The organism is Secundilactobacillus silagei JCM 19001 (assembly GCF_002217945.1).
Taxonomy (GTDB): domain Bacteria; phylum Bacillota; class Bacilli; order Lactobacillales; family Lactobacillaceae; genus Secundilactobacillus; species Secundilactobacillus silagei.
In genome coordinates this window covers 92285-112451 of record NZ_BCMG01000010.1, presented here as the reverse complement: position 1 = coordinate 112451, position 20167 = coordinate 92285, and the positions used below count along the sequence as shown (strand labels likewise).

17 protein-coding genes are annotated in these 20167 nt (G+C 45.5%); 3 read left to right on the top strand and 14 right to left on the bottom strand.

The genetic code is table 11. The annotated features are described in order from the left end of the window. Positions 1-5 precede the first annotated feature (5 nt). From recJ to rnz, 3 genes are read right to left on the bottom strand one after another with little or no spacing between them, the layout of a single operon-like run. Entirely contained in the window at positions 6-2336 is a 2331-nt protein-coding gene (recJ, locus tag CES79_RS09800; RefSeq protein WP_089137060.1) for a single-stranded-DNA-specific exonuclease RecJ, read from the bottom strand. After that, positions 2329-2685, bottom strand: a complete 357-nt coding sequence (locus tag CES79_RS09795) for a LapA family protein (protein ID WP_054654626.1) — start codon at positions 2683-2685, stop codon at positions 2329-2331. Before CES79_RS09795 ends, recJ begins: the two co-directional genes overlap by 8 nt. A gap of 11 nt (positions 2686-2696) precedes the next feature. Continuing rightward, the gene (gene rnz, locus CES79_RS09790; protein ID WP_054654628.1) at positions 2697-3635 is read right to left on the bottom strand and encodes a ribonuclease Z; all 939 of its coding nucleotides are present in this window, start codon (positions 3633-3635) and stop codon (positions 2697-2699) included. A gap of 219 nt (positions 3636-3854) precedes the next feature. Here rnz and CES79_RS09785 point away from each other — a divergent pair, with 219 nt between their 5' ends. Next, positions 3855-4121 (top strand): hypothetical protein, encoded by a 267-nt coding sequence (locus tag CES79_RS09785; protein ID WP_089137059.1) that lies wholly within the window; start codon positions 3855-3857, stop codon positions 4119-4121. 14 nt (positions 4122-4135) lie between these two features. Further along, positions 4136-4864 carry a hypothetical protein gene (locus CES79_RS09780; RefSeq protein WP_054654630.1) on the top strand — a complete coding sequence of 243 codons (729 nt, stop codon included), beginning with the start codon at positions 4136-4138 and terminating at the stop codon, positions 4862-4864. Positions 4865-4921: 57 nt separating this feature from the next. Here the strand turns inward: CES79_RS09780 and CES79_RS09775 are convergent, their stop codons facing one another. The 5 genes from CES79_RS09775 to CES79_RS09755 form a co-directional block, all read right to left on the bottom strand. Beyond that, the gene (locus tag CES79_RS09775) at positions 4922-6859 is read right to left on the bottom strand and encodes an acyltransferase family protein (RefSeq protein ID WP_089137058.1); all 1938 of its coding nucleotides are present in this window, start codon (positions 6857-6859) and stop codon (positions 4922-4924) included. Between the two features lie 45 nt (positions 6860-6904). After that, entirely contained in the window at positions 6905-8209 is a 1305-nt protein-coding gene (gene obgE / locus CES79_RS09770; protein WP_089137057.1) for a GTPase ObgE, read from the bottom strand. A gap of 106 nt (positions 8210-8315) precedes the next feature. After that, positions 8316-10106, bottom strand: coding sequence for an excinuclease ABC subunit UvrC (uvrC, locus tag CES79_RS09765; protein WP_089137056.1), 1791 nt, complete (start codon positions 10104-10106; stop codon positions 8316-8318). Positions 10107-10291: 185 nt separating this feature from the next. Next, positions 10292-11038, bottom strand: coding sequence for an amino acid ABC transporter ATP-binding protein (locus tag CES79_RS09760; RefSeq protein ID WP_054654632.1), 747 nt, complete (start codon positions 11036-11038; stop codon positions 10292-10294). Beyond that, a complete protein-coding gene (locus CES79_RS09755) occupies positions 11028-12482 on the bottom strand; it encodes an ABC transporter substrate-binding protein/permease (RefSeq protein WP_408005822.1) in 1455 nt (484 codons plus the stop codon). The genes CES79_RS09760 and CES79_RS09755 overlap by 11 nt, the downstream gene beginning before the upstream one ends. A gap of 504 nt (positions 12483-12986) precedes the next feature. On the opposite strand from CES79_RS09755, the gene CES79_RS13030 reads away from it, so the two are divergent. Next, the gene (locus tag CES79_RS13030) at positions 12987-13157 is read left to right on the top strand and encodes an SPJ_0845 family protein (protein ID WP_170173524.1); all 171 of its coding nucleotides are present in this window, start codon (positions 12987-12989) and stop codon (positions 13155-13157) included. Positions 13158-13191: 34 nt separating this feature from the next. On the opposite strand, the gene argH is transcribed toward CES79_RS13030, so the two are convergent. The 6 genes from argH to tig all read right to left on the bottom strand — a co-directional run bounded on the left by argH (position 13192) and on the right by tig (position 19936). Next, positions 13192-14574, bottom strand: coding sequence for an argininosuccinate lyase (gene argH / locus CES79_RS09750; RefSeq protein WP_089137054.1), 1383 nt, complete (start codon positions 14572-14574; stop codon positions 13192-13194). After that, positions 14574-15878, bottom strand: a complete 1305-nt coding sequence (locus CES79_RS09745) for an argininosuccinate synthase (RefSeq protein ID WP_089137053.1) — start codon at positions 15876-15878, stop codon at positions 14574-14576. The genes argH and CES79_RS09745 overlap by 1 nt, the downstream gene beginning before the upstream one ends. Positions 15879-16124: 246 nt before the next feature. Continuing rightward, positions 16125-16421: a nucleoside triphosphate pyrophosphohydrolase family protein gene (locus CES79_RS09740; RefSeq protein ID WP_054654634.1), complete on the bottom strand. Its 297-nt coding sequence runs from the start codon at positions 16419-16421 to the stop codon at positions 16125-16127. After that, positions 16421-17017 (bottom strand): ribosome biogenesis GTP-binding protein YihA/YsxC, encoded by a 597-nt coding sequence (gene yihA, locus CES79_RS09735; RefSeq protein WP_089137052.1) that lies wholly within the window; start codon positions 17015-17017, stop codon positions 16421-16423. Before yihA ends, CES79_RS09740 begins: the two co-directional genes overlap by 1 nt. Positions 17018-17118: 101 nt before the next feature. After that, positions 17119-18369 (bottom strand): ATP-dependent Clp protease ATP-binding subunit ClpX, encoded by a 1251-nt coding sequence (gene clpX, locus CES79_RS09730; RefSeq protein ID WP_054654636.1) that lies wholly within the window; start codon positions 18367-18369, stop codon positions 17119-17121. 244 nt (positions 18370-18613) lie between these two features. Continuing rightward, positions 18614-19936: a trigger factor gene (tig, locus tag CES79_RS09725; protein WP_089137051.1), complete on the bottom strand. Its 1323-nt coding sequence runs from the start codon at positions 19934-19936 to the stop codon at positions 18614-18616. Between the last annotated feature and the right edge of the window lie 231 nt (positions 19937-20167).

Sequence of the window (20167 nt, the reverse complement as noted above, 5' to 3'; positions counted from 1 at the left end):
CTCCTTTAATCTTGTGTAATTAGCGAGGTCAACAAAGACTGCAAGTCAGCCGTTTCGCTATACAATAGTTGTTTTTCAGTTTCAATCTGCTGCTGTCGTTTTTGGTAACTTGGTGCGTCAGTGATCTGACGATGAGCCGGCTTTTTCACTTCATTTAACTTGCCATTGGTAATGGTCACAAATTCCAACTCACGAAAGATCTGTAGCATCAGAACTAATTGAGTGGGGACGATCTGTAAATATTTGGCCAGCTCATTCAGTCGATGAGCGACATCCACATCATGATGCGTTTGAACGAACCTAAACAGTTTAGCATATTGTGCGCGATCTGGCATCCCCAAAAGGTAATGAGATTCCTTTAAATAAAAATAACTTACGATTTGATCGGCTTTAACCGCTTTTAATGCCGTCTTTAAATCACCGATTTGAGCCGGACAGTCCACTAAATACATCGTGGGTGTCTGAACCTCGCCTAACCGCTTAGCATCCGCCAGCAGCCAAGAATTAGCGGTTGCTGGAATCTGTGACTGCAACTTCTCATAGAGTCGCTGGTTAAAGAAGACGTAAGTGGCATCAGCATCCTGAAACATTTCCGCCCGCAGTTTTTGGGTTCGCTGATCACTGATCACCAGTCCATCAACAGCTAAATCTTTCACCATCACTTGCATGGAAGTGCGTCCCTGCCAGACATTAACGTTGATCTGCCCGACGACCTTAACCTGTTGCGGTGCACTTTGAAGTACTGGTGCCAGCTCACCGGCGCCAAAATCGATCGCATTAAGCTGCTGATTTTGATCAGCCAACTGAAACTTCAAATGTTTCCCGTCAGCGCCAATGGCTTTCACATTTTGAACCGCTGAAGGCTTAAACAGAAACATCGGTACTGGATTATCAGTCCCAAATGGCGCTAACTTACGTAACTGCTGATAAAGATCTTCATTAACGTCACTCACTGACATCTCAGAAGCAACCGTTAATTGTGATTTCGGCTGATCTGCTAGCTTCTGGTCAGCCGCTGCTTGGTCAAAACCAGTCTGTAACTGCGTAAGCTGATCTGCTTTCGCTGTCATTCCCACGGCAGCCGCATGCCCACCAAAGTTAACTAACAGGTCACGCTGACCGTCAAAGGCTTCAAACAGGTTAAAGCCTTCAACACTACGGCCAGACCCTTTAGCGGTGCCGTTTTCCGTATTAACGTTGAGCACAACTGCTGGTTTACCAGTCGCCTCAACGACCTTGCTGGCGACGATACCCAGGACGCCTTCGTGCCAGCCCTTACCCGTAATCAGCATAGTGGGATGGTCGCGGTGATCGGCATCTTGGGCTTGCGCCAAGGCAACTTCACTGATATCAGCCACTAGTTTTTGCCGATACTTATTTTGCTTCTCCGTTAGATCAGCCAGTTTTTCAGCCCGGTCTTCGTCCAGAGTAGTCAGTAATTCAACGGCTGGTGCCGCATCGTCTAACCGCCCTAACGCGTTTAGCCGGGGCGCGATACCAAACCCAATCGACTGTTCATCGAGTCGTTCTGGTGCAATGCCCGCTTCTTTGATCAACGCCACTAATCCCAAACGGTCAGTTTGAGACAGCAACTGCAAGCCAGCGGTCACTAACACGCGGTTTTCATCAACTAGCGGTACCAGGTCAGCCACCGTCCCGATCGCTGCCAGATCCAGCATTTCTTGCGGGACTTCATCCAGCAATGCTGTCGCCACTTTAAAGGCCACACCCGCACCGGACAGGCCGCCAAAGGGATACTGACCCTCAGGATGACGGGGATGAATAATGGCGTAAGCATCCGGCAGCTTATCAGGCAGTTCGTGATGATCGGTCACCACCACGTCACAGCCCAATTCATTGGCACGGGCAATGGCATCGTTACCTGCCACCCCATTGTCCACCGTCACGATCAGCTGCGTACCACCTTCAATCAAACGCTCAAAAGCAGCCACGTTGGGACCATATCCATCGACAAAGCGGTTGGGGATAAAGTAGTCTACGTTAGCCCCGATTTGATCCAAGGTTTCATAAAGAATCGAGGTGCTGGTGACACCATCAGCATCATAGTCCCCATAAATCGTGATGTGGTCACCATTCGCAACGGCATCTTGAATCCGCTCAACACCCTTCTGCATATCGTGCATACTCATTGGATCGTGCAGCTGCGATAAATCAGGCTGCAAAAATTGCTCCGCCTTTTCCTTGGTATCGTACCCGCGGTTGAGCAAGATCTGAGCCACCATTGGTTGAACAGACAATGCATCTGCTAGCTTAGTGGCTTCGTCACTTGGTTGATCGACGTTTTTTACTTGCCAATCATAATGTGGTTCAATCACGCTTATCACCCTTTACTTCTGGTTGACTTGTTTTTGGTTTACCAGTTTTTACTGCATTCGTTTTTGCATTGGTATCAGCAGACCGCGTTTCATCCAAGCGGGTCTCCAAAGCTTGAATGCGACTGGTCTGCTGTTTGATGGTTTTTTTATTCTGTAAATTAGCCACCGTTGCAAAGAGGAACATTAAAATCGCACCTAGAAAAATGGCAACTAACAATACTAGAACTAATGGCCACGAAACGGTCGCGAAACCGAAATGAATCGGTATTGATTCAGTATTCATCACTGAAAAAATGGCAATCAGGATCACGATCAAAATCGCGATGATGACTTTTCCTTGACGTTTCATTAAATAGCCCCCTATTTCCGTTCTTTATCAAACGGCACATCAACGATATCAAAATCCTTGACGACCTTCGTGTTACTAAAGACTTTTTGCGCTTGCTTTTCGAGATCATGCGCCAGTTTCCCGTTATAACGAGCGGAAATATGGTTCAGCAATAGCTTACCCACGTGGGCGGTCTTGGCAATGTTAGCTGCCTGCACGTTAGTTGAATGGTAATAACTGTGCGCCATGGCTGCTTCATCCTTCGCAAAGGTGCTTTCATGAACTAATACATCGGCGTTTTCCGCCAGTTTGTAACTATTGGCCGTCTTGCGCGTATCGCCTAAAATAGCCACGATCCGCCCCTTTTGGGCATGACCGATATAATCCTGACCGTTAATCACTCTGCCATCGGGTAAAGTCACTGTTTTGCCGGCCTTAAGCTGCCCGTAAATCGGTCCAGACGGGACTTGATCAGCCTGCAGTTTATCCACCATCAGTTCACCGGGGTGGTCGTGCTCAACTACCCGGTAACCAAAGGCCTCGATCTTGTGATCCAAATGCGCGGCGTACACCGTGAATTTATCATCTTCAAAGATCTTACCGCCATCAGTTAATTCCACAAATTCAATGAAGTAGGATAATTTCGTTTCAGAAACCTTTAAACTGGTCAGCACAAAATTGCGGATCCCCTTCGGTCCATAAATCGTTAACTTATCATTACCGCCCTGAAATGAACGGCTGCTAAGTAAGCCTGGCAGCCCAAAAATATGGTCGCCATGCAAGTGGGTAATAAAGATTTTATCAATTTTACGGGGCTTGATCGTGGTTCTTAAAATCTGGTGCTGGGTGCCTTCACCGGCATCAAACAGCCAGATGGAATTGCGTTCTTCCAGTAACCGTAATGCCAGGCTGCTAACATTACGAAACTTTCCTGGGGAACCGGCACCGGTACCTAAAAATTCAATTTGCATATCTGTCTTCCTTTTCTATCTATCTTGCACCGAACATTTGACCGGTGTCATCTGGTCCTTTTTAAAGTGGATCTCAACCCTACAATTGTATCAGATTCAACGTCGGATTGTTTGATTATTTAGCTGAAACGGTGACGATTATCACTGAAAAACTAAAATCACCCGGCCCGCTTATTGTGACCCAGATAATGTATAATGGCTCTTAGAGGGAGTGAAAAAATGCGCCTAGGAGAACTCATCACACTAGTCCATCTATTGGATCCCAGCTTAAAATTGGGGCTTGATACCAGTCCAATAAAGCCAATTAGCGGTATGTCAGCTGCTGACCAGCAGCTCTTACTGCACACCGTTACCCAGACGCCCTTAACTGTCGCTGGTTTACGGCAGCATGCAGCCCACTTTGATCAGGACTTAACCGTATTTCGATCTAATGATGAACGCCTATACGGTTTTCGCCAATCCGGGCACTGGCTGTTATTTAAATAATGGAGGGATTTAATATGTCAGATAAACATTTCATGTTAACTGTCATTTTGACAGCTAGCCTTATCTTAACTGGCTGCGGGAGCCAGGCTAAAACCAACAAACAAGCACAATCAAGTTCGGTGTCTTCGTCGAGCCAATCAGCTAAAACGCCTGAGCGGTCCGCGTCTGATCAGGCGACCATGAAACCCTATCAGGTACCCAGTTCGGAAAAGAACGACCAGAACTATCAAAAATCAGGACTGCTTTCCGTTCCGGGTCAGTTTGCCTATGACCAGGCTGGCACCAAACTCACTTTAGCTCAAAACAAACCCCAAAACCAGCAAACGGCTAATCGCGGCATCACGTATCACATTACTGATACGAAGCGGTTTAACAATAACGCCAAGACCAAACGGGCCGTTCAAATGGCACAGCAGGCCTTCAATGTTGGCCAGCTGCCTAACCCGTATCAAACCTTACAGGTTAAATTCACCGTTAACAACAGCTCAGAAAACAGCGTTAAAATTGACGGGATTCAAAAAGTGAGTTTGAATGGCTCAAAACCATTTTCTTCAACCGGCATCAGTGATCCTAGCGCTGGACAGGTCATTCATAAAAATCAGACCCGCACATTTTCGGCCATGATCTTGGCTGGCCCCACCAGCTTTAAGATCAACCAGTTGCGCATTCAATTCTCAGGCAGCTTCAATCAATCCGGCCAGCCGGTCTCAAAAACACCTGCTGCCATTCAGATTGATCTTTAACTTTATAACCACTAAAACACCGTGTACTGACGTTAAACGTTCGCACACGGTGTTTTTTTATTTTTCTAGTGGTGAATTAGAAGCCGTCAGCCGCTGAATTAATAAGCGGGTAAAGTTACGGTTCCCAGTTGGGTTAGGATGGACATTATCAGAGTAGAACCAGTTTTGATGGTCCTTACTCAAATCATGCCAGTCAACCATTTCAACGTTAGGGTACCGTTTAGCCGCTTTAGCAATCGTGGCGTTCACGGAAGCTTCCCAGTTACGGGTCGGCACGTGGGTGTTGACCCAGAAGATATGCCGTTTAGGGCCGATCATCCGGATCACCTTGTCAATTTGGCTATCAGTCATGGGGCTGTTAGTCCCTAAATTGACCACCACATTATCAGCCAGGGCACCCTGTGACTTCAGTGATTCAATCTCCTTAGGTGCCTGCCAGATCTGTCGGCCAACACCCGCGGAAACGTAGGTATTCGGGATCACCTGACGAATATCCTTAGAGACATCCACCATGACGGAATCCCCAATGGCCGTTACCGAGAGATCCTTCACCTGAACGTATTGACGCTTGGAAAGATCATACGTCTTCATCAGCTCTTTTTGATGGGCTGACAATTTGACTTTCTTCCAAGCTTCTTCACGCTTCTTTTCCGCAGCCGCCTTTTTATTCGCTTCACGCTGCTTCTTTAAAGCCGCGCGATTAGAAGACGCATCCTGCTTTTGATTATGCTTAATGTTGGTTTGAAGCGCCGAATTATTGGCTTCCGAATGGGTCGGACTAGTAGCTGCACCAAACAGTGCCACACCAGTGACTAAGGCTGCCGGAATAATGACGTACTTACGCCAGCCAAACTTTTTCGGACTCTGGAAGAACTGCTTGATCAAACTTGGCAGTTGACTATAAGTGTAATGCCGCGTTGGATTTTCCAAATAACGGTAGGATAAATCACTCACGATCAAGATTAAAACGGCTTCTACTAGCGCGTTCAGCACTGGGTGAGCAGCGATGTTAGTCACCTTGGCTTCGTAGAAAATCATGATTGGGAACTGATACAGATAAATCCCGTAGCTGCGTTTACCGACCCAGTCGAAGACCCGGTTAGTAAACAGCTGATTCATAAATCCAGCTGGGTGCGCTACAGTTGCGACCAAAATAGCTGATAGCAGCGTAAACAGGAACATCCCGCCATGGTAAGTCAGGCTTGATTGACCGGACATGGTAAAGAACATCACTACCAAGATCAAAAAACTAACGATCCCAGCACCGTTCAATAACCACTTCGCTCGACTATTCAGCTCTGACTTTAACTTCGTCGCAGGCCAAACAAAGGCTAATGCGACACCTAGTAAAATCGCAAACATTCGGGTATCGGTCCCGTAATAGACCCGGTTGGTCATCGCGGTTCCCGTATAAAGATAGCCCATCCAGATCGCCGACAAAACTGACAATCCTAAAATCAGGTAAAAGATGGATTTACGTTCCTTAAAAATAAACAGTAACACCACTAAAACCAGTGGCCAAATCAAGTAAAACTGCCCTTCAATCGATAGTGACCAAAGGTGTGTAAACGGCGACTCTCCGTTGAACCGGTCAAAGTAAGATTGACCATGACCGATTTCCCACCAGTTATACACGTAAAGTAAATTAGTGCTAATGATAGCCTTTAAACTGACAAACAGTGAGCGCTGAAATAAAGTAATGTACGCTGCCGTCGTCAATACCATCGTCACTAATGCTGGATACAGTCGCTTCATTCGTCGGATATAAAACCCGATAATGTCGATTCGCGAATTTTGTTCGTATTCCTGTAAGAGCAAGTCAGTGATTAAATATCCCGAAACCACAAAGAATATGGGAACGCCTAAATAGCCTCCCTGCAAACTATAGGGCAATAGGTGATAAACAATCACACCGATTACCGCAACAGTTCGGATTCCGTCAAATCCAGAAATATAACGGCTATGCTTAAGCCGTCTGCTCCCTGCGTGTTGCATCAATTCTCCCTCGTTTCCTCTTATACTCTTATTATGCCAATAATGCTATTCTACAAATTCAAAGGTAAAGTCGTCGATCTGAACTAGATCACCATTACGAGCACCCTTTTCTCGTAAGGCATCATCGACACCCATCCCCCGCATTTGCCGTGCAAAGCGCAGTGTGCTTTCTTCATGATCCATGTTCGTCATCTGGAACAACCGCTCTAATTTGGCACCAGTCAGGACCCACGTGCCATTCTCATCACGATTAATTGCAAAGTCAGCCGTTTGCGCTGCTTGATCCTCAGGGTTGAGCATCTGTTCAAGGTCATCGACACCCTTAACCGGAAAGGCTGGGGTCTGATCAAGAATTTCAACCGTCTTGCGAATCAGCGGTGTTAACCCATCATGGGTCACGCTTGAAATGGCCATCACAATTGGTGGCGTCTCAAGCGTGGTATCTTGGGCCAGCTTCTGTTTCAAAGTTGCCAAATTTTCAGCTGAGTCCGGCAGATCCATCTTAGTTGCCACGACGATTTGCGGTCGTTTCAGCAAATCTGAATCATACTTCTTTAATTCAGCGTTGATCTTCAGAAAATCATCGTAGGGATCACGTTCTTCAAACCCACTGACATCAATCAAATGCAACAGTACCCGGGTCCGTTCGATGTGCTTCAAAAATTCGATTCCGAGACCCACACCGCTGGCTGCACCCTCAATTAAACCGGGTAGATCAGCCACCGCAAAGTCACGGCCGTCACTTAACTTAACCATCCCGAGGTTAGGGGTGATCGTTGTAAAATGATATTCACCGATCTTCGGCTTAGCACTGGTAATCGCCGCCAGTAACGTCGATTTTCCAACCGATGGGAACCCGATCAGCCCAACGTCAGCTAACAGCTTCAATTCCAAGCGAACGCGGCGCTCTTCTCCAGGGGCGCCGTTTTCAGCTAATTCTGGTGCGGGGTTCTTCGGCGTGGCAAAGTGGACGTTACCACGACCGCCACGACCGCCTTGCGCGATCACGACTTGATCGTCAGTATGCACAAGGTCCGCAATGACCGTATTGGTCTCATCATCAATAATGGTGGTCCCTAAAGGCACCAAAATAATGCGGTCTTCAGCACCGCGGCCAGTCATCCCTTTAATGCCGCCATTTTGTCCGTGGTCAGCCTTAAATTTCTGATTAAACCGAAAGTCCATCAGTGTCCGCAGGCCCGAGTTAACTTTAAAGATAACACTGCCGCCACGGCCACCGTCGCCACCAGCTGGCCCACCATTTGGTTCATACTTCTCTCGCCGGAAGGCAACCATTCCGTTGCCACCATTTCCGGCCTTAACATTTATTGTTACGTGATCTACAAACATAGCATTTCTCCATTATTCCATTTCATTCGAACATTCCTAACCTTGCTATTATCTACTGAATACCGCTAAATTACCACCGTTTATTGAATTTTTTTTAAGTTTACTGTTAACTGGTCAAAGTCGTTTTCGCTAACGTGAGGTGAATTGTGTCGGCAACTGACTTCGAAATACCCAGTTCATGCAGTTCTTCCGGCGTTGCGGCCGCAATTTTCTTCATTGAGCCAAACTTCCGCAACAGTTTATTTCTGGTCTTTGGCCCCACCCCTTCGATATCATCCAAACGCGAACTCAACGAGTTTTTAGCGTGGACCTTGCGATGAAAGGTAATGGCAAACCGGTGAACTTCGTCTTGAATCCGCTGCAGGAGATAAAATCCCTGTGATTTAGGATCAAGGTGAAGCGGCGTATCCTGCACTTCAGACAGGAGATCGGCCGTTTTATGCTTATCGTTTTTGACCATGGCAGCTACCGGAATGTTCAGCCCCAGTTCGTTGATCAAAACGTCTTTGACGGCGTCCAGCTGAATCGTGCCGCCATCCATTAAGATCAGGTCCGGCATGGCAGCGTGTTCCTTCAGCAGACGCGTATAGCGCCGGCGAATGACTTCCCGGGTACTGGCCGCTTCATCCGCGTGATCTACGGTTCGCAGCTTATATTTCCGGTATAAATTCTTATTCGGCTGCCCGTCAACAAACACGACCATTGCTGAAACCAGATCAGCACCCTGGATGTGTGAGTGGTCAAACGCCTCGATCTTATGTCCCGGCGCGATCCCCAAAGCATCGGTGATCTCCTTCATGGCACCAGTGGTTTTCTTTTCGTCTAGTTCCAATAACCGGAACTTCTCTTCCAAGACTAACCGCGCATTTTTACCAGCCATCTCTAATAGCGCCCGTTTTTCACCCCGCTGCGGCGTTCTCACCGGCATTGGCAGCATCTCTTCTAGGATCTCTTTAGGCAAGCTTTCAGGCACCAAAATTTCCTTTGGAAAGACACTGTTTTTACGGTGATAGAACTGAATGATAAAGCTGGTCATTTCCTCGATCTCATCGTTGACGATCGGGAACAGCCGCTTTTCACGTTTCATCAGCCGCGCTTGACGGATAAAGAAGACCTGAACCGATAACCAGCCCTTATCCAGATAGAAGTTAAAGATATCTCGGGGCGTCTGATCGTTAGAAATGATCTTCTGCTTTTCCACCGTCACTTCAATGTAATGCATCTGATCGCGAATCTCGGCAGCCCGCTCAAATTCGAGGTTATCGGACGCCTTTTTCATCCGGGCATTTAAGTGCCGCTTCACCGTGGCAACGTTACCGTTCAAAAAGGATTTGATGCGTTCGATCTGCTGATCATACTCTTCCTTGGGAACTTCTTTAAAGCAGGCTCCCAGACATTGCCCCATGTGGTAATACAGACAAGGCCGGTTTTGGAACCCGTTGCAACGGCGTAAAGGGTACACTTTCTGCAAAAAATGCAGGGTCTCTTCAGCGGCGTAAACGTTGGGGTACGGGCCAAAGTAGTACGCGCCATCCTTTCGAATCGAACTGACGATCAGCATGGTGGGATCACGTTCATTCGTAATCTTAATGTACGGGTAGCCCGTCCCCTGCTTTAACTTAATATTGTAATGCGGCTGATGCTTTTGAATCATGGTGATTTCAAGCAAAAAGGCTTCCTTGTCAGTCGAAGTCACAATGGTTTCAAAATCAGCAATTTCAGAGACTAAACGGGCGGTCTTCCCCTCATGACTGCTTTTAAAGTAGGACCGCACCCGGTTTTTTAAGTTTTTGGCTTTACCAACGTAAATGATGTGCCCGTTGATGTTTTTCATCATATAAATTCCCGGCATATCGGGTAAAAGCGCTAATTTGTGTTCAAGATATTCGGTGGCCAAATCAAAGGCCTCCTTTCACTTCATGATCTCGGTTCAGTGGTTACGTCACACTGCCCCAGTTTCGACGTTTAATTATAACGCCGAATACATGTTTGGAGCAAGCTAGATGCCCAGCCAAGTCCACACAAAAACACCCTGATTCGACAATCGAACCAGGGTGTTTTTGACATCATTTAACGCTTTGATCAGTTACCAATAATCTTACTAATAAAGTCTTTAGTACGTGGGTTTTTCGGATGATCGAACATCTCGTTAGGCTCGTTCTTTTCTAGAATATAGCCGTCCGCCATGAACCAGACCTCGTTAGCAACTTCTTTGGCAAAGCCCATTTCGTGAGTGACAACGACCATTGTCATCCCTTCCTCGGCTAGTTCCTTCATAACGGCCAGTACTTCACCAACCATTTCGGGATCCAGCGCACTGGTAGGTTCGTCAAACAGCAGCATTTCCGGATCCATTGCTAAGGCTCTGGCAATGGCCACCCGTTGTGCCTGACCACCAGATAGGCTGTCTGGGTAAACGTTGGCTTTTTCTCCAAGGCCAACTCGTTTAAGCAGGGCCAAAGCCTTTTCTTCAGCGTCCTTGTCAGACATCTTTTTAACCCGAATCGGTGCTAACTTCAAGTTCTCAAGCACCGTCAAATTAGGGAACAGGTTAAAGCTTTGAAAAACCATGCCCATCCGTTCACGTAAAGTCGTTAATTCATTTTCTGAAAACTTCTGCGTATCTTTTCCTTCAAATAACACCTGACCTGACGTTGGTGTTTCCAACATGTTCAGGCAACGTAAGAACGTACTTTTACCAGAACCTGAAGGGCCAATCACACAGATCACTTGACCAGGCATAACCGTGCCGTCGATTTCTTTTAGGACTTCGGTATCGCCATAGTTCTTTTTAAGTTTTTTAACTTCAACTAATGGTTTATTTGGCATGCTTCATTCTCCCCTCAAAGTAGTTCAGAACTCTTGTTAAGATAAACGTCATCACGAAGTAAATGATCATGGCAACGAACACTGGCATAACCCCACGATACGTGTCGGCACGCACAATGTTTAACTGGTAGATCAGATCAGTGACACCGATGATGGAAACAATTGAACTTTCCTTGATCAGTGAGACAAATTCGTTACCAAGTGCTGGCCAGATATTCTTCAACGCTTGAGGCAAAACAACGAACCGCATGGTATCCGTTTTAGCTAACCCTAGACTAGCGGAAGCTTCCGTTTGACCTTTATCAACGGAATTAATCCCGCCACGAATAATTTCCTCAACGTAAGCACCACTGTTCAGTGAAACGGCAATGATACCTGATAATAACGCTGGCAGGTTGACCACGATTCCAATCCCAAAGTAAACGAACATCACTTGAACCATCAATGGTGTCCCACGAACGAATTCAACGTAGGCAATTGAAATAGCGTGAAGCAGCTTGCTCTTGCTAAACCGCATCAAAGCTAAGATCGTCCCTAGCAAAACCCCAAAGATAACTGAGATAGCTGAAATGATCAGCGTGTATTCGATCCCTTTGGCAAAGTAAGTCCAGTAATGCATCATTGACGTGTTATGTGTGTTAACTTTCATGTACTTACCAGCTTGTGCCAGATACTGGTTAGGTAAGCCTTTAGCTTTGATCTTAGTAATACTCTTGTTGATGGCAGCAACTAAGGTGCCAGAACCCTTTTTGAGCGCCATAGCTGAACCGGTATCGTTCTTGTTCAGATTGTAACCGGATTTGATCATCTTTAAATCAGGATCATTTTTCACGTAAGCTTCAGCAGATGGGGTTTCAATACCCAGTGCATCAATCTTATGAGTCTTAAGTGCTAACACAAGGTCGGTGTTCTTATCCATCCCCTTGACTTTAGCACCAGGAATCTTGGATTTAGCTAAATTATATTGTAAGGTCCCGGTTTGGGCACCAATGATCTTATGTGCCAACGATGCCTTGTTTGTATACTTACCGGCATCCGTCTTGTTGATCAAGAAGGATTGACCACCATTATAGTAGATCTTTGAGAAATCAACACTTTGACGCCGTTCAGGAGTTGGGTTGATCCCACTCATGGCAACGTCGGCTTTCCCAGTTTCAACGGCAACTAACACGTTACTAAAGGACATGCTCTTGACGACTAATTTCACGCCTAAGTCCTTAGCAACCTGCTTCATAATGTCAACATCCATCCCAACAACTTGAGATTTACCGTGTTTGCTGACTTGGAATTCATAAGGCGGGTAATCTGGCGAAGTCGCCATAATGATCTTACCGCGATCCTTAATCCTCTGCAGTGAATTATCCGCTGCATATGCAGTGGTAGTGGTAATGGAATGTGATGGCTGAATCGTAAATAAGAATAATAATGACAAACACAATGTCATAACGGTGAGTAATATGTTTCTCCCCTTGACTTTCATTCGCGCTAACTCCCTCTCTAAATTAAGTAACTTCTACACTACACCCAAATCATTCTTTATGCAATAAAAAACGGGAAAAAGTCTCATTTATACAAGATAAATTGATTTTTTGATTGATATACACTTTTATATACATTATTCAATTTAGGTATATACCAGTTATGCTAGTTAAAAGCGCTAATGCTTTCTATATAACCTAATCGGGCTCGGTCAGGCAGGGAGTTGCATGTAAGGGGACGATGAGGTCTGCCGCAAGCCCACCGGCACACACCCGTTCACTTCTCTATTGCCTAATCGGGCTCGGTCAGGCAGGGAGTTGCATGTAAGGGGCGATGAGGTCTGCCGCAAGCCCATCGGCACACCTCATCGCCCCTTACACTTCACTCCCTAAACGCCTGCCCTCGCACCTTGCTTGCTTCCCACCCCCACTCATGATAAACTAAGCGCAGTGAAGGAGTTGACTACATCATGGGATTAAAAGTAAAGCGTCAAGATAACCTCGACGCCATGTTTGGCAAGTTTGCCGAGATGGATCTAAAGGATGAAAAACGTGACAAGTTTTTAAAACACGATGAACAAAAAGACGCCACTAAAAAGGCCAAAGCTTTAATTAAAGAGCATCGCAACTATCATAAATAACCACAAAAACGACACCCACATGGGTGTCGTTTTTTTATGCCTTAATTTCTTTTTTCGCCTGTTCAATTTGTTTGCGGACCTGATCAAAACCAGTACCGCCCTCAGAATGACGGCGTTCAACCGCTACTTCTGATTTCAAATCGTGGTAAACATCCTCTTCAATTAACGGTGAAGCCTTTTTGAGATCACTCAAGGACATATCCTGTAAGTTTTGATGGGTCTGAATCCCCTTCAAAACTAACTGCCCCACAATGCCGTGCGCCTCTCTAAAGGGAACGCCCTTAGTTGCCAGATAATCAGCTAACTCAGTGGCGTTTGAAAAATCATTTTCCGTAGCTGCCTTCATGTTATCGGTCTTAACCGTTACCGTGGACAACATACCATTGAAAACCTTGAGGGCTGGCAATAACGTTTTAACGGTATCGAAGACACCCTCTTTGTCTTCTTGCAGGTCCTTGTTATACGCCAGCGGTAACGACTTCATAGTGGCTAATAAGCCCATCAAATGGCCATAGACCCGGCCGCTCTTACCCCGAATCAACTCTGCCATGTCGGGATTCTTCTTCTGTGGCATGATCGAACTACCAGTTGTATACGCATCTGATAATTCCAAGTACTGAAATTCATGGCTGACCCACATACTGAGTTCTTCACAGAATCGCGACAGGTGCATCATTAAAATCGAACTGTTACTGAGAAATTCCAGCGCGAAGTCACGGTCGGAAACCGCGTCCAGTGAATTCGCATAAACTTTGCTGAAGCCCAGCGTTTTCGCCGTCATTTGCCGATCGATTGGAAAGGTCGTTCCGGCCAAAGCCGCTGCGCCCAGCGGTGAGATATCGGTGTGCACTTCATTAAACGCAAACCGTTCCTTGTCACGCTTGAACATCTGGTAGTAGGCCATTAAATAATGACCGTAAGAAATGGGCTGAGCGTGCTGTAAATGGGTGTAGCCTGGCATGATGGTTTCAACGTTTTTTTCAGCCAAGCTCACCAAGGTCTTTTGAACCGTGGTAATTTCATCGATCACTTTAGGTAACCGTTTCTTTAAATACAGGTGAAAGTCCGTAGCCACTTGATCATTACGCGATCGCGCGGTGTGCAGCTTACCAGCCACGGGACCGATGCGATCCGTTAAAATCGCTTCAATATTCATATGAATATCTTCATTTTCAACGGTAAACTTGAGCTTTCCGGCTTCCAGATCGGTTTGGATTCCTTCCAATCCCGCAATGATCTGATCACAGTCGTCAGAAGGCACAATGCCGGTTTTTTGAAGCATTTTAACGTGGGCCAAAGAACCTTCAATATCTTCTTCGGCCATCAGTTGATCAAAGGAAATGGAAGCCCCAAATTCATCGACCCATTCAGCCGCCTGTTCTTGGAACCGGCCACCCCAGAGCTTTTTGGTTGCCATTACTTGGTTACCCCCTCCGTTTGATCCTGCTTTTCGTCTGACTTGACCGCAACTTTGACCTTCGACTTGTTGTTTTGAGTTACCGCGTTCACAAAGGCAGATTGCTGGTTCCTCATCTTAACCTGTGAATAAACGGTCGTTGGTAAGCCCCATAACTTGATGAAGCCCTTCGCAGCCTCTTGGTCGAATGAATCAGCAGAGGTATACGTTGCCAAGTTCTTATCGTACAGTGAACTAGTTGACTTCCGGCCTAATGTAATCACGTTGCCCTTAAAGAGTTCCAGCTTGATCACACCGGTAACGACTTCTTGCGTCTTCTTCAAGAAGGCGAGTAAAGCGTCCATCAATGGTGAGAACCATAGTGCGTTATAGATCATTTCCGTTAACTGCTTTTCAATCACTGGCTTGAAGTGGGCAAGATCCCGTTCAAAGGTAAGGTCTTCTAGCTGCTTGTGCGCCTTCATCAAGACGGTGGCAGCGGGTGCTTCGTAAACTTCACGTGACTTGATCCCGACTAACCGGTTTTCAATGTGGTCGATCCGGCCAACCCCGTTTTCACCAGCAATCTTGTTTAATTTTTGAATGAGATCAGCTAGCTGCATTGACTTACCGTTAATCTTGGTTGGTACCCCTTTAACGAAGGTAATCTCAAGGTCCGTTGGCGTATCCGGTGTTTTATCGATGGGATTCGTTAACGCAAAAGCATCTTCTGGTGCGCTGACCCAAGGATCTTCGAGAACCCCGGCTTCGTTGGCCCGGCCCCAAATGTTAGCATCGATGGAGTATGGTGAGTCAAGGTCAATTGGAATCGGAATGTTGTGCTTCTTAGCGTAATCAATTTCTTCTTCCCGTGACCAGTGCCAGTCCCGAACTGGGCTCAAAACTTCCAGCGCTGGGTTCAAGGCGTGGATGGCAACTTCAAACCGTACTTGGTCATTCCCCTTACCAGTACAGCCATGGGCAACGGCTTGCGCATTTTCTTGTTGCGCAACTTCAACTAACTTCTTGCTGATCAGTGGCCGTGACAATGCTGAAATCAATGGATATTCGCCTTCGTAATACGTGTGGCCTTGTAAAGCAACCATCGCGTAATCCTCTGCAAATTCTTCCAGAGCATCGATCACATAGACCTTAACAGCACCAACGTTCAGTGCCTTTTGCTTGATGAAATCCAAGTCTTTACCTTCACCAACGTTGATGCAGCAAGCAATCACGTCATAGCCCTTATCCTTTAACCAAGGAATCGCTACTGAAGTGTCAAGTCCACCGGAATATGCTAATACAACTTTTTTATTTTTTGTCATGTTTTTACGCCCTCTCAATTCAACTTTTTAACTTAATGGTACGAGATTAACACCTGTATTCAGTAAATGCAAGTGTTTTTTGCTATTTATACATAAAAAGTACCGTTATTACAGTTTATATACATATTTTTAAATAATTTACAGTTTCAAGGCCTCGCTCGTCATGCGATTAGACAACCAAAAAAGCTCGCCGATTAATCAACGAATTGACTAACCGGCGAGCTTTTTGATCTGAACATAAACTCATTAATGATTGTTTGGTAAATTGGGGTAACGCTTATTTAGGCGGTCAATATTGTCACTGGCCACATCTTCAAAGGGAATATCAGCCCATTCAGCAACCTGGGACAAGTACCACAGGACATCGCCCATTTCCTTGGACAGTTTTTGCTTGTCCAGTTTCTCCCCCTGAAACGTATACTGTTTGACTAGATCCACGACCTGGCCGGTTTCGCTAGAAAGGCCCAGGGCACAGTTAGTTAAAACCTGTTCACTGCCAAATAACGTTCGGTTGGCAGCTTTTTGATAGTCATTAAATTCCATTATGATTTGCCCCCAAATGCATGTTGTTCGATCCACTGCCAGACTTCTTTTTTGCCTGATTTAGTCTGCGCCGAAAATGGCAGCAGATCATCTTGCGGCTGGATCTGTAACGTTTTTTTCACCAGACTAAGCTGCTTATTCCACTTGGCACCAGCGATCTTATCCATTTTGGTCGCAACAACCAACGTTGGAATATCATAGTAGCTCAGCCAAGTATACATCGTCTGATCATCCGCCGTTGGTGCGTGACGGCCATCAACTAGCGAGATCACACCTTTCAGTGTCTGTCTGCCAGTCAAATAAGTTTCAATCATTTGACCCCACTTTTCACGTTCTGATTTAGATACTTTCGCATACCCGTAACCAGGTACATCCACAAAATAAAGGGCATCTTCCACGTGATAGAAATTCAAAGTTTGGGTCTTTCCTGGCTGACTCGACGTTCTGGCATAACTGTTGCGGTTGATCAACACGTTCGTCAAAGATGACTTACCGACGTTTGAACGACCTACTAGCGCAATTTCTGGCTGACCGGTTTTGGGATATTGTTTGGGATCAACCGCACTCATTACCAATTCAACATTGTGTACTTCCATTGTGACCTCCGTTTGCTTGACCAAATAAAAGCCGTATGCTCCATAACGCGGAACATACGGCTTGAAATGTCACTCGACATTAGTTGCGGACCACAAGCGCCTTATGACGCTTTTTGATCCTTTAAGATTAACTCCGGTTCTTGATGATCCTTTACAGTATCACCCGTAACAACGACTTTAGCAACGTCATCACGACTTGGTAATTCAAACATAATATCGCGCATTACATCTTCGATAATTGACCGCAGACCACGGGCACCGGTATTACGTTTCAAGGCCAACTTAGCCATTTCACGTAACGCACTATCGTTAAACTCAAGCTCAGCACCGTCAAGTGAGATCAGCCGCTGATACTGTTTAACTAAGGCATTCTTCGGCTCCGTTAAGATCCGTACCAGATCATCCTCAGACAACTTCTCTAAGGCAGTCAGAATTGGTAAACGCCCGATAAATTCAGGAATCAAGCCAAATTCCAGCATGTCTTCTGGTGCTACTCGCTGCATGAGACTTTCCGACGTATCGATTGGCTGATGGACTGAATCCGTGCCAAAGCCGATTGTTTTGTCACCAAGACGGTTTTTAACAATCGTTTCAATACCATCAAACGCACCACCCACAATAAAGAGAATATTCGTGGTATCGATCTGAATAAACTCCTGTTGCGGATGCTTACGGCCACCCTGCGGCGGAACGTTAGCAGTAGTGCCTTCCAAAATCTTTAACAGTGCTTGTTGGACACCTTCACCGGAAACATCACGGGTAATCGACACATTTTCAGCCTTTTTGGCAATTTTATCAATTTCATCAATGTAGATGATGCCCTTTTCAGCTTTCTCCACGTCATAGTCGGCGTTTTGCAGCAGCTTCAAAAGGATGTTTTCAACGTCTTCACCAACGTACCCGGCTTCAGTCAAGGTCGTTGCATCCGCAATTGCGAACGGCACGTTTAAAATTTTAGCCAGTGTCTGTGCCAGGTAAGTCTTACCTGAACCAGTCGGCCCGATCATCGTAATATTACTCTTTTGCAATTCAGGACCATCATTTTTGTTAGTGGCCATTTCGTTCACACGTTTGTAGTGGTTATAAACGGCAACTGAAAGCGTCTTTTTAGCTTCAGTTTGACCAATAACGTACTGATTCAAAGAATCAACGATTTGTTGTGGAGTTGGTACGTCAAAAACAGTTTCTGAGCTCTCTTCACTAAATTCTTCATCGATGATTTCTTTGCATAAATCGATACATTCATTGCAGATATAAACACCAGGACCAGCAACGATTTTTTTTACTTGATCCTGTGACTTACCACAAAAAGAACAATTTACGGGGCCAGTTGTATCAGTATTTTCAAACAATTAAGAGTCACCCCTCTTTAATTTTTACGGTTATATTTTTCTTTAACGCAACTGCTACTATACCATACAAAGCCGGGACTGGGAAAGGAAAAGCTCATGTGAAACAACCGTCAATTAACGGTTAGAATGCACCCTAACTCCTCCAGTGACTTTGCGCAAGAGGCCTGTAAACACAAACAAAGGCCCTAACAAGAATCAAATATCCTCGCTTTAGGGCCTTTGTTAGCAATGCTTGCGTTGAAAACTACTTTTCGTTCTTTTCGTTTTCTTCGTCTTTTTTAGACTTGTCTTGCTTAGCTGAGTCGGTAATCATATCAACTGCCTTCTTAACGGCAATATCATGCTTCAACATGTCATCTGAAAGGGCTGAGCGAACAGCGCTTTCTTCCATACCATATTGACCGGCAAGATCCTTAACTTCAGCGGTTAAATCATCTTCAGAAGGTTCGATCTTTTCGGCTTTAACAACGGCTTCTAGAACTAAGTTGGTCTTTACACGGCGTTCTGCATCTGCAGCAAATTGCTTGTGTAAATCATCTTCGCTAGTACCAGTTAACTTGAAGTAAGTCTTAGGGTCGATACCTTGTTGTTGCATGTTAGCTAGGTATTGATCCATCTGACGGTGAATATCCTCTTCCTTCATTGCTTCGGGAACTTCTTGGATTTCAGAGTTGTCGACAGCTTCGCCAATGGCTTCGTCTTCGATAGCGTTGTGGGCAGCTGTGACTTTCTTTTCCTTCAATTCATCCTTGATCTTAGCTTTCAATTCATCTAAGCTGTCAACTTCTTCGTCAACATCCTTAGCAAATTCATCGTCAAGGTCAGGTAATTGCTTTGCCTTAACTTCATGAATGGTCGTCTTGAAAGTGGCTTCCTTGCCTTGTAAGTTCTCAGCTTGGTAGTCGTCTGGGAAGGTGACCTTAACGTCAACATCTTCGCCAGCCTTGTGACCAACTAATTGGTCTTCAAAACCGGGGATGAATGAGTTAGAGCCTAATTCGAGTGAATAGTTATCAGCTTTACCGCCATCGAATGGCTTACCATCAACGGAACCATCAAAGTCGATTACAACTGTATCACCCTTAGCAGCTGGTTCGTCTTCTTTCAAAACTAATTCAGCTTGTGATTGACGACGAGATTCTAGTTCAGCATCAATGTCTTTTTGGTAGACACGGGTGTTTTGCTTCGTCACGCTCAAGTCTTTGTAGTCGCCAAGTTTAACTTCTGGCTTAACTGTAACGACCGCTTTTAAGACCCATGGCTTGCCCTTTTCCATTGAATCAACACTAACTTGTGGTTGATCAACTGGTTCGATACCTGCTTCTTTGATTGCTGCCTCGTATGCATCAGGCAAAACAATGTTCAAAGCATCTTGATAAAGTGCTTCTTCGCCATACATCTTGTTGAAGATCTGACGTGGAACCTTTCCTTTACGGAAGCCAGGAACAGCTAAGTTCTTCTTGGTCTTTGCGAAGGCTTGGTCTAAGCCCTTCTTAATTTGGTCGGCATCAATATCAAAGGTTAATTCGCCTTTGTTGGTGTCCTTTTTTTCCCATTTTGCAGCCATTATATTCCCTCCGAAATTAAATATATCTTCGAATACGATCATACTCAAATTGCGTACAGCTTTTAGTTTAACGTAAGGAAGCCTAAATGTAAACATTAGACTGCACTGCAACATATAGAAGCCGTCCTTTTTCGCATGAATCGATTCGGTTACACGACGCCTCTCAATATTCTCAAGTCGTCCTTCATTCAAATAATAAAACATTCAAATAAAAAAGTCCGAAAAGATAAC

Excerpts from the sequence above, each read along its gene's own strand:
- CES79_RS09745 (WP_089137053.1), bottom strand. The coding sequence starts at position 15,878 with ATGACAAAAAATAAAAAAGTTGTATTAGCATATTCCGGTGGACTTGAC.
- CES79_RS09740 (WP_054654634.1), bottom strand. The coding sequence starts at position 16,421 with ATGGAATTTAATGACTATCAAAAAGCTGCCAACCGAACGTTATTTGGC.
- CES79_RS09755 (WP_408005822.1), bottom strand. The coding sequence starts at position 12,482 with ATGACATTGTGTTTGTCATTATTATTCTTATTTACGATTCAGCCATCA.
- argH (WP_089137054.1), bottom strand. The coding sequence starts at position 14,574 with ATGGCAACCAAAAAGCTCTGGGGTGGCCGGTTCCAAGAACAGGCGGCT.
- CES79_RS09795 (WP_054654626.1), bottom strand. The coding sequence starts at position 2,685 with ATGAAACGTCAAGGAAAAGTCATCATCGCGATTTTGATCGTGATCCTG.
- yihA (WP_089137052.1), bottom strand. The coding sequence starts at position 17,017 with ATGGAAGTACACAATGTTGAATTGGTAATGAGTGCGGTTGATCCCAAA.
- CES79_RS09780 (WP_054654630.1), top strand. The coding sequence starts at position 4,136 with ATGTCAGATAAACATTTCATGTTAACTGTCATTTTGACAGCTAGCCTT.
- CES79_RS09760 (WP_054654632.1), bottom strand. The coding sequence starts at position 11,038 with ATGCCAAATAAACCATTAGTTGAAGTTAAAAAACTTAAAAAGAACTAT.
- obgE (WP_089137057.1), bottom strand. The coding sequence starts at position 8,209 with ATGTTTGTAGATCACGTAACAATAAATGTTAAGGCCGGAAATGGTGGC.
- CES79_RS09775 (WP_089137058.1), bottom strand. The coding sequence starts at position 6,859 with ATGCAACACGCAGGGAGCAGACGGCTTAAGCATAGCCGTTATATTTCT.
- tig (WP_089137051.1), bottom strand. The coding sequence starts at position 19,936 with ATGGCTGCAAAATGGGAAAAAAAGGACACCAACAAAGGCGAATTAACC.
- CES79_RS13030 (WP_170173524.1), top strand. The coding sequence starts at position 12,987 with ATGGGATTAAAAGTAAAGCGTCAAGATAACCTCGACGCCATGTTTGGC.
- rnz (WP_054654628.1), bottom strand. The coding sequence starts at position 3,635 with ATGCAAATTGAATTTTTAGGTACCGGTGCCGGTTCCCCAGGAAAGTTT.
- CES79_RS09785 (WP_089137059.1), top strand. The coding sequence starts at position 3,855 with ATGCGCCTAGGAGAACTCATCACACTAGTCCATCTATTGGATCCCAGC.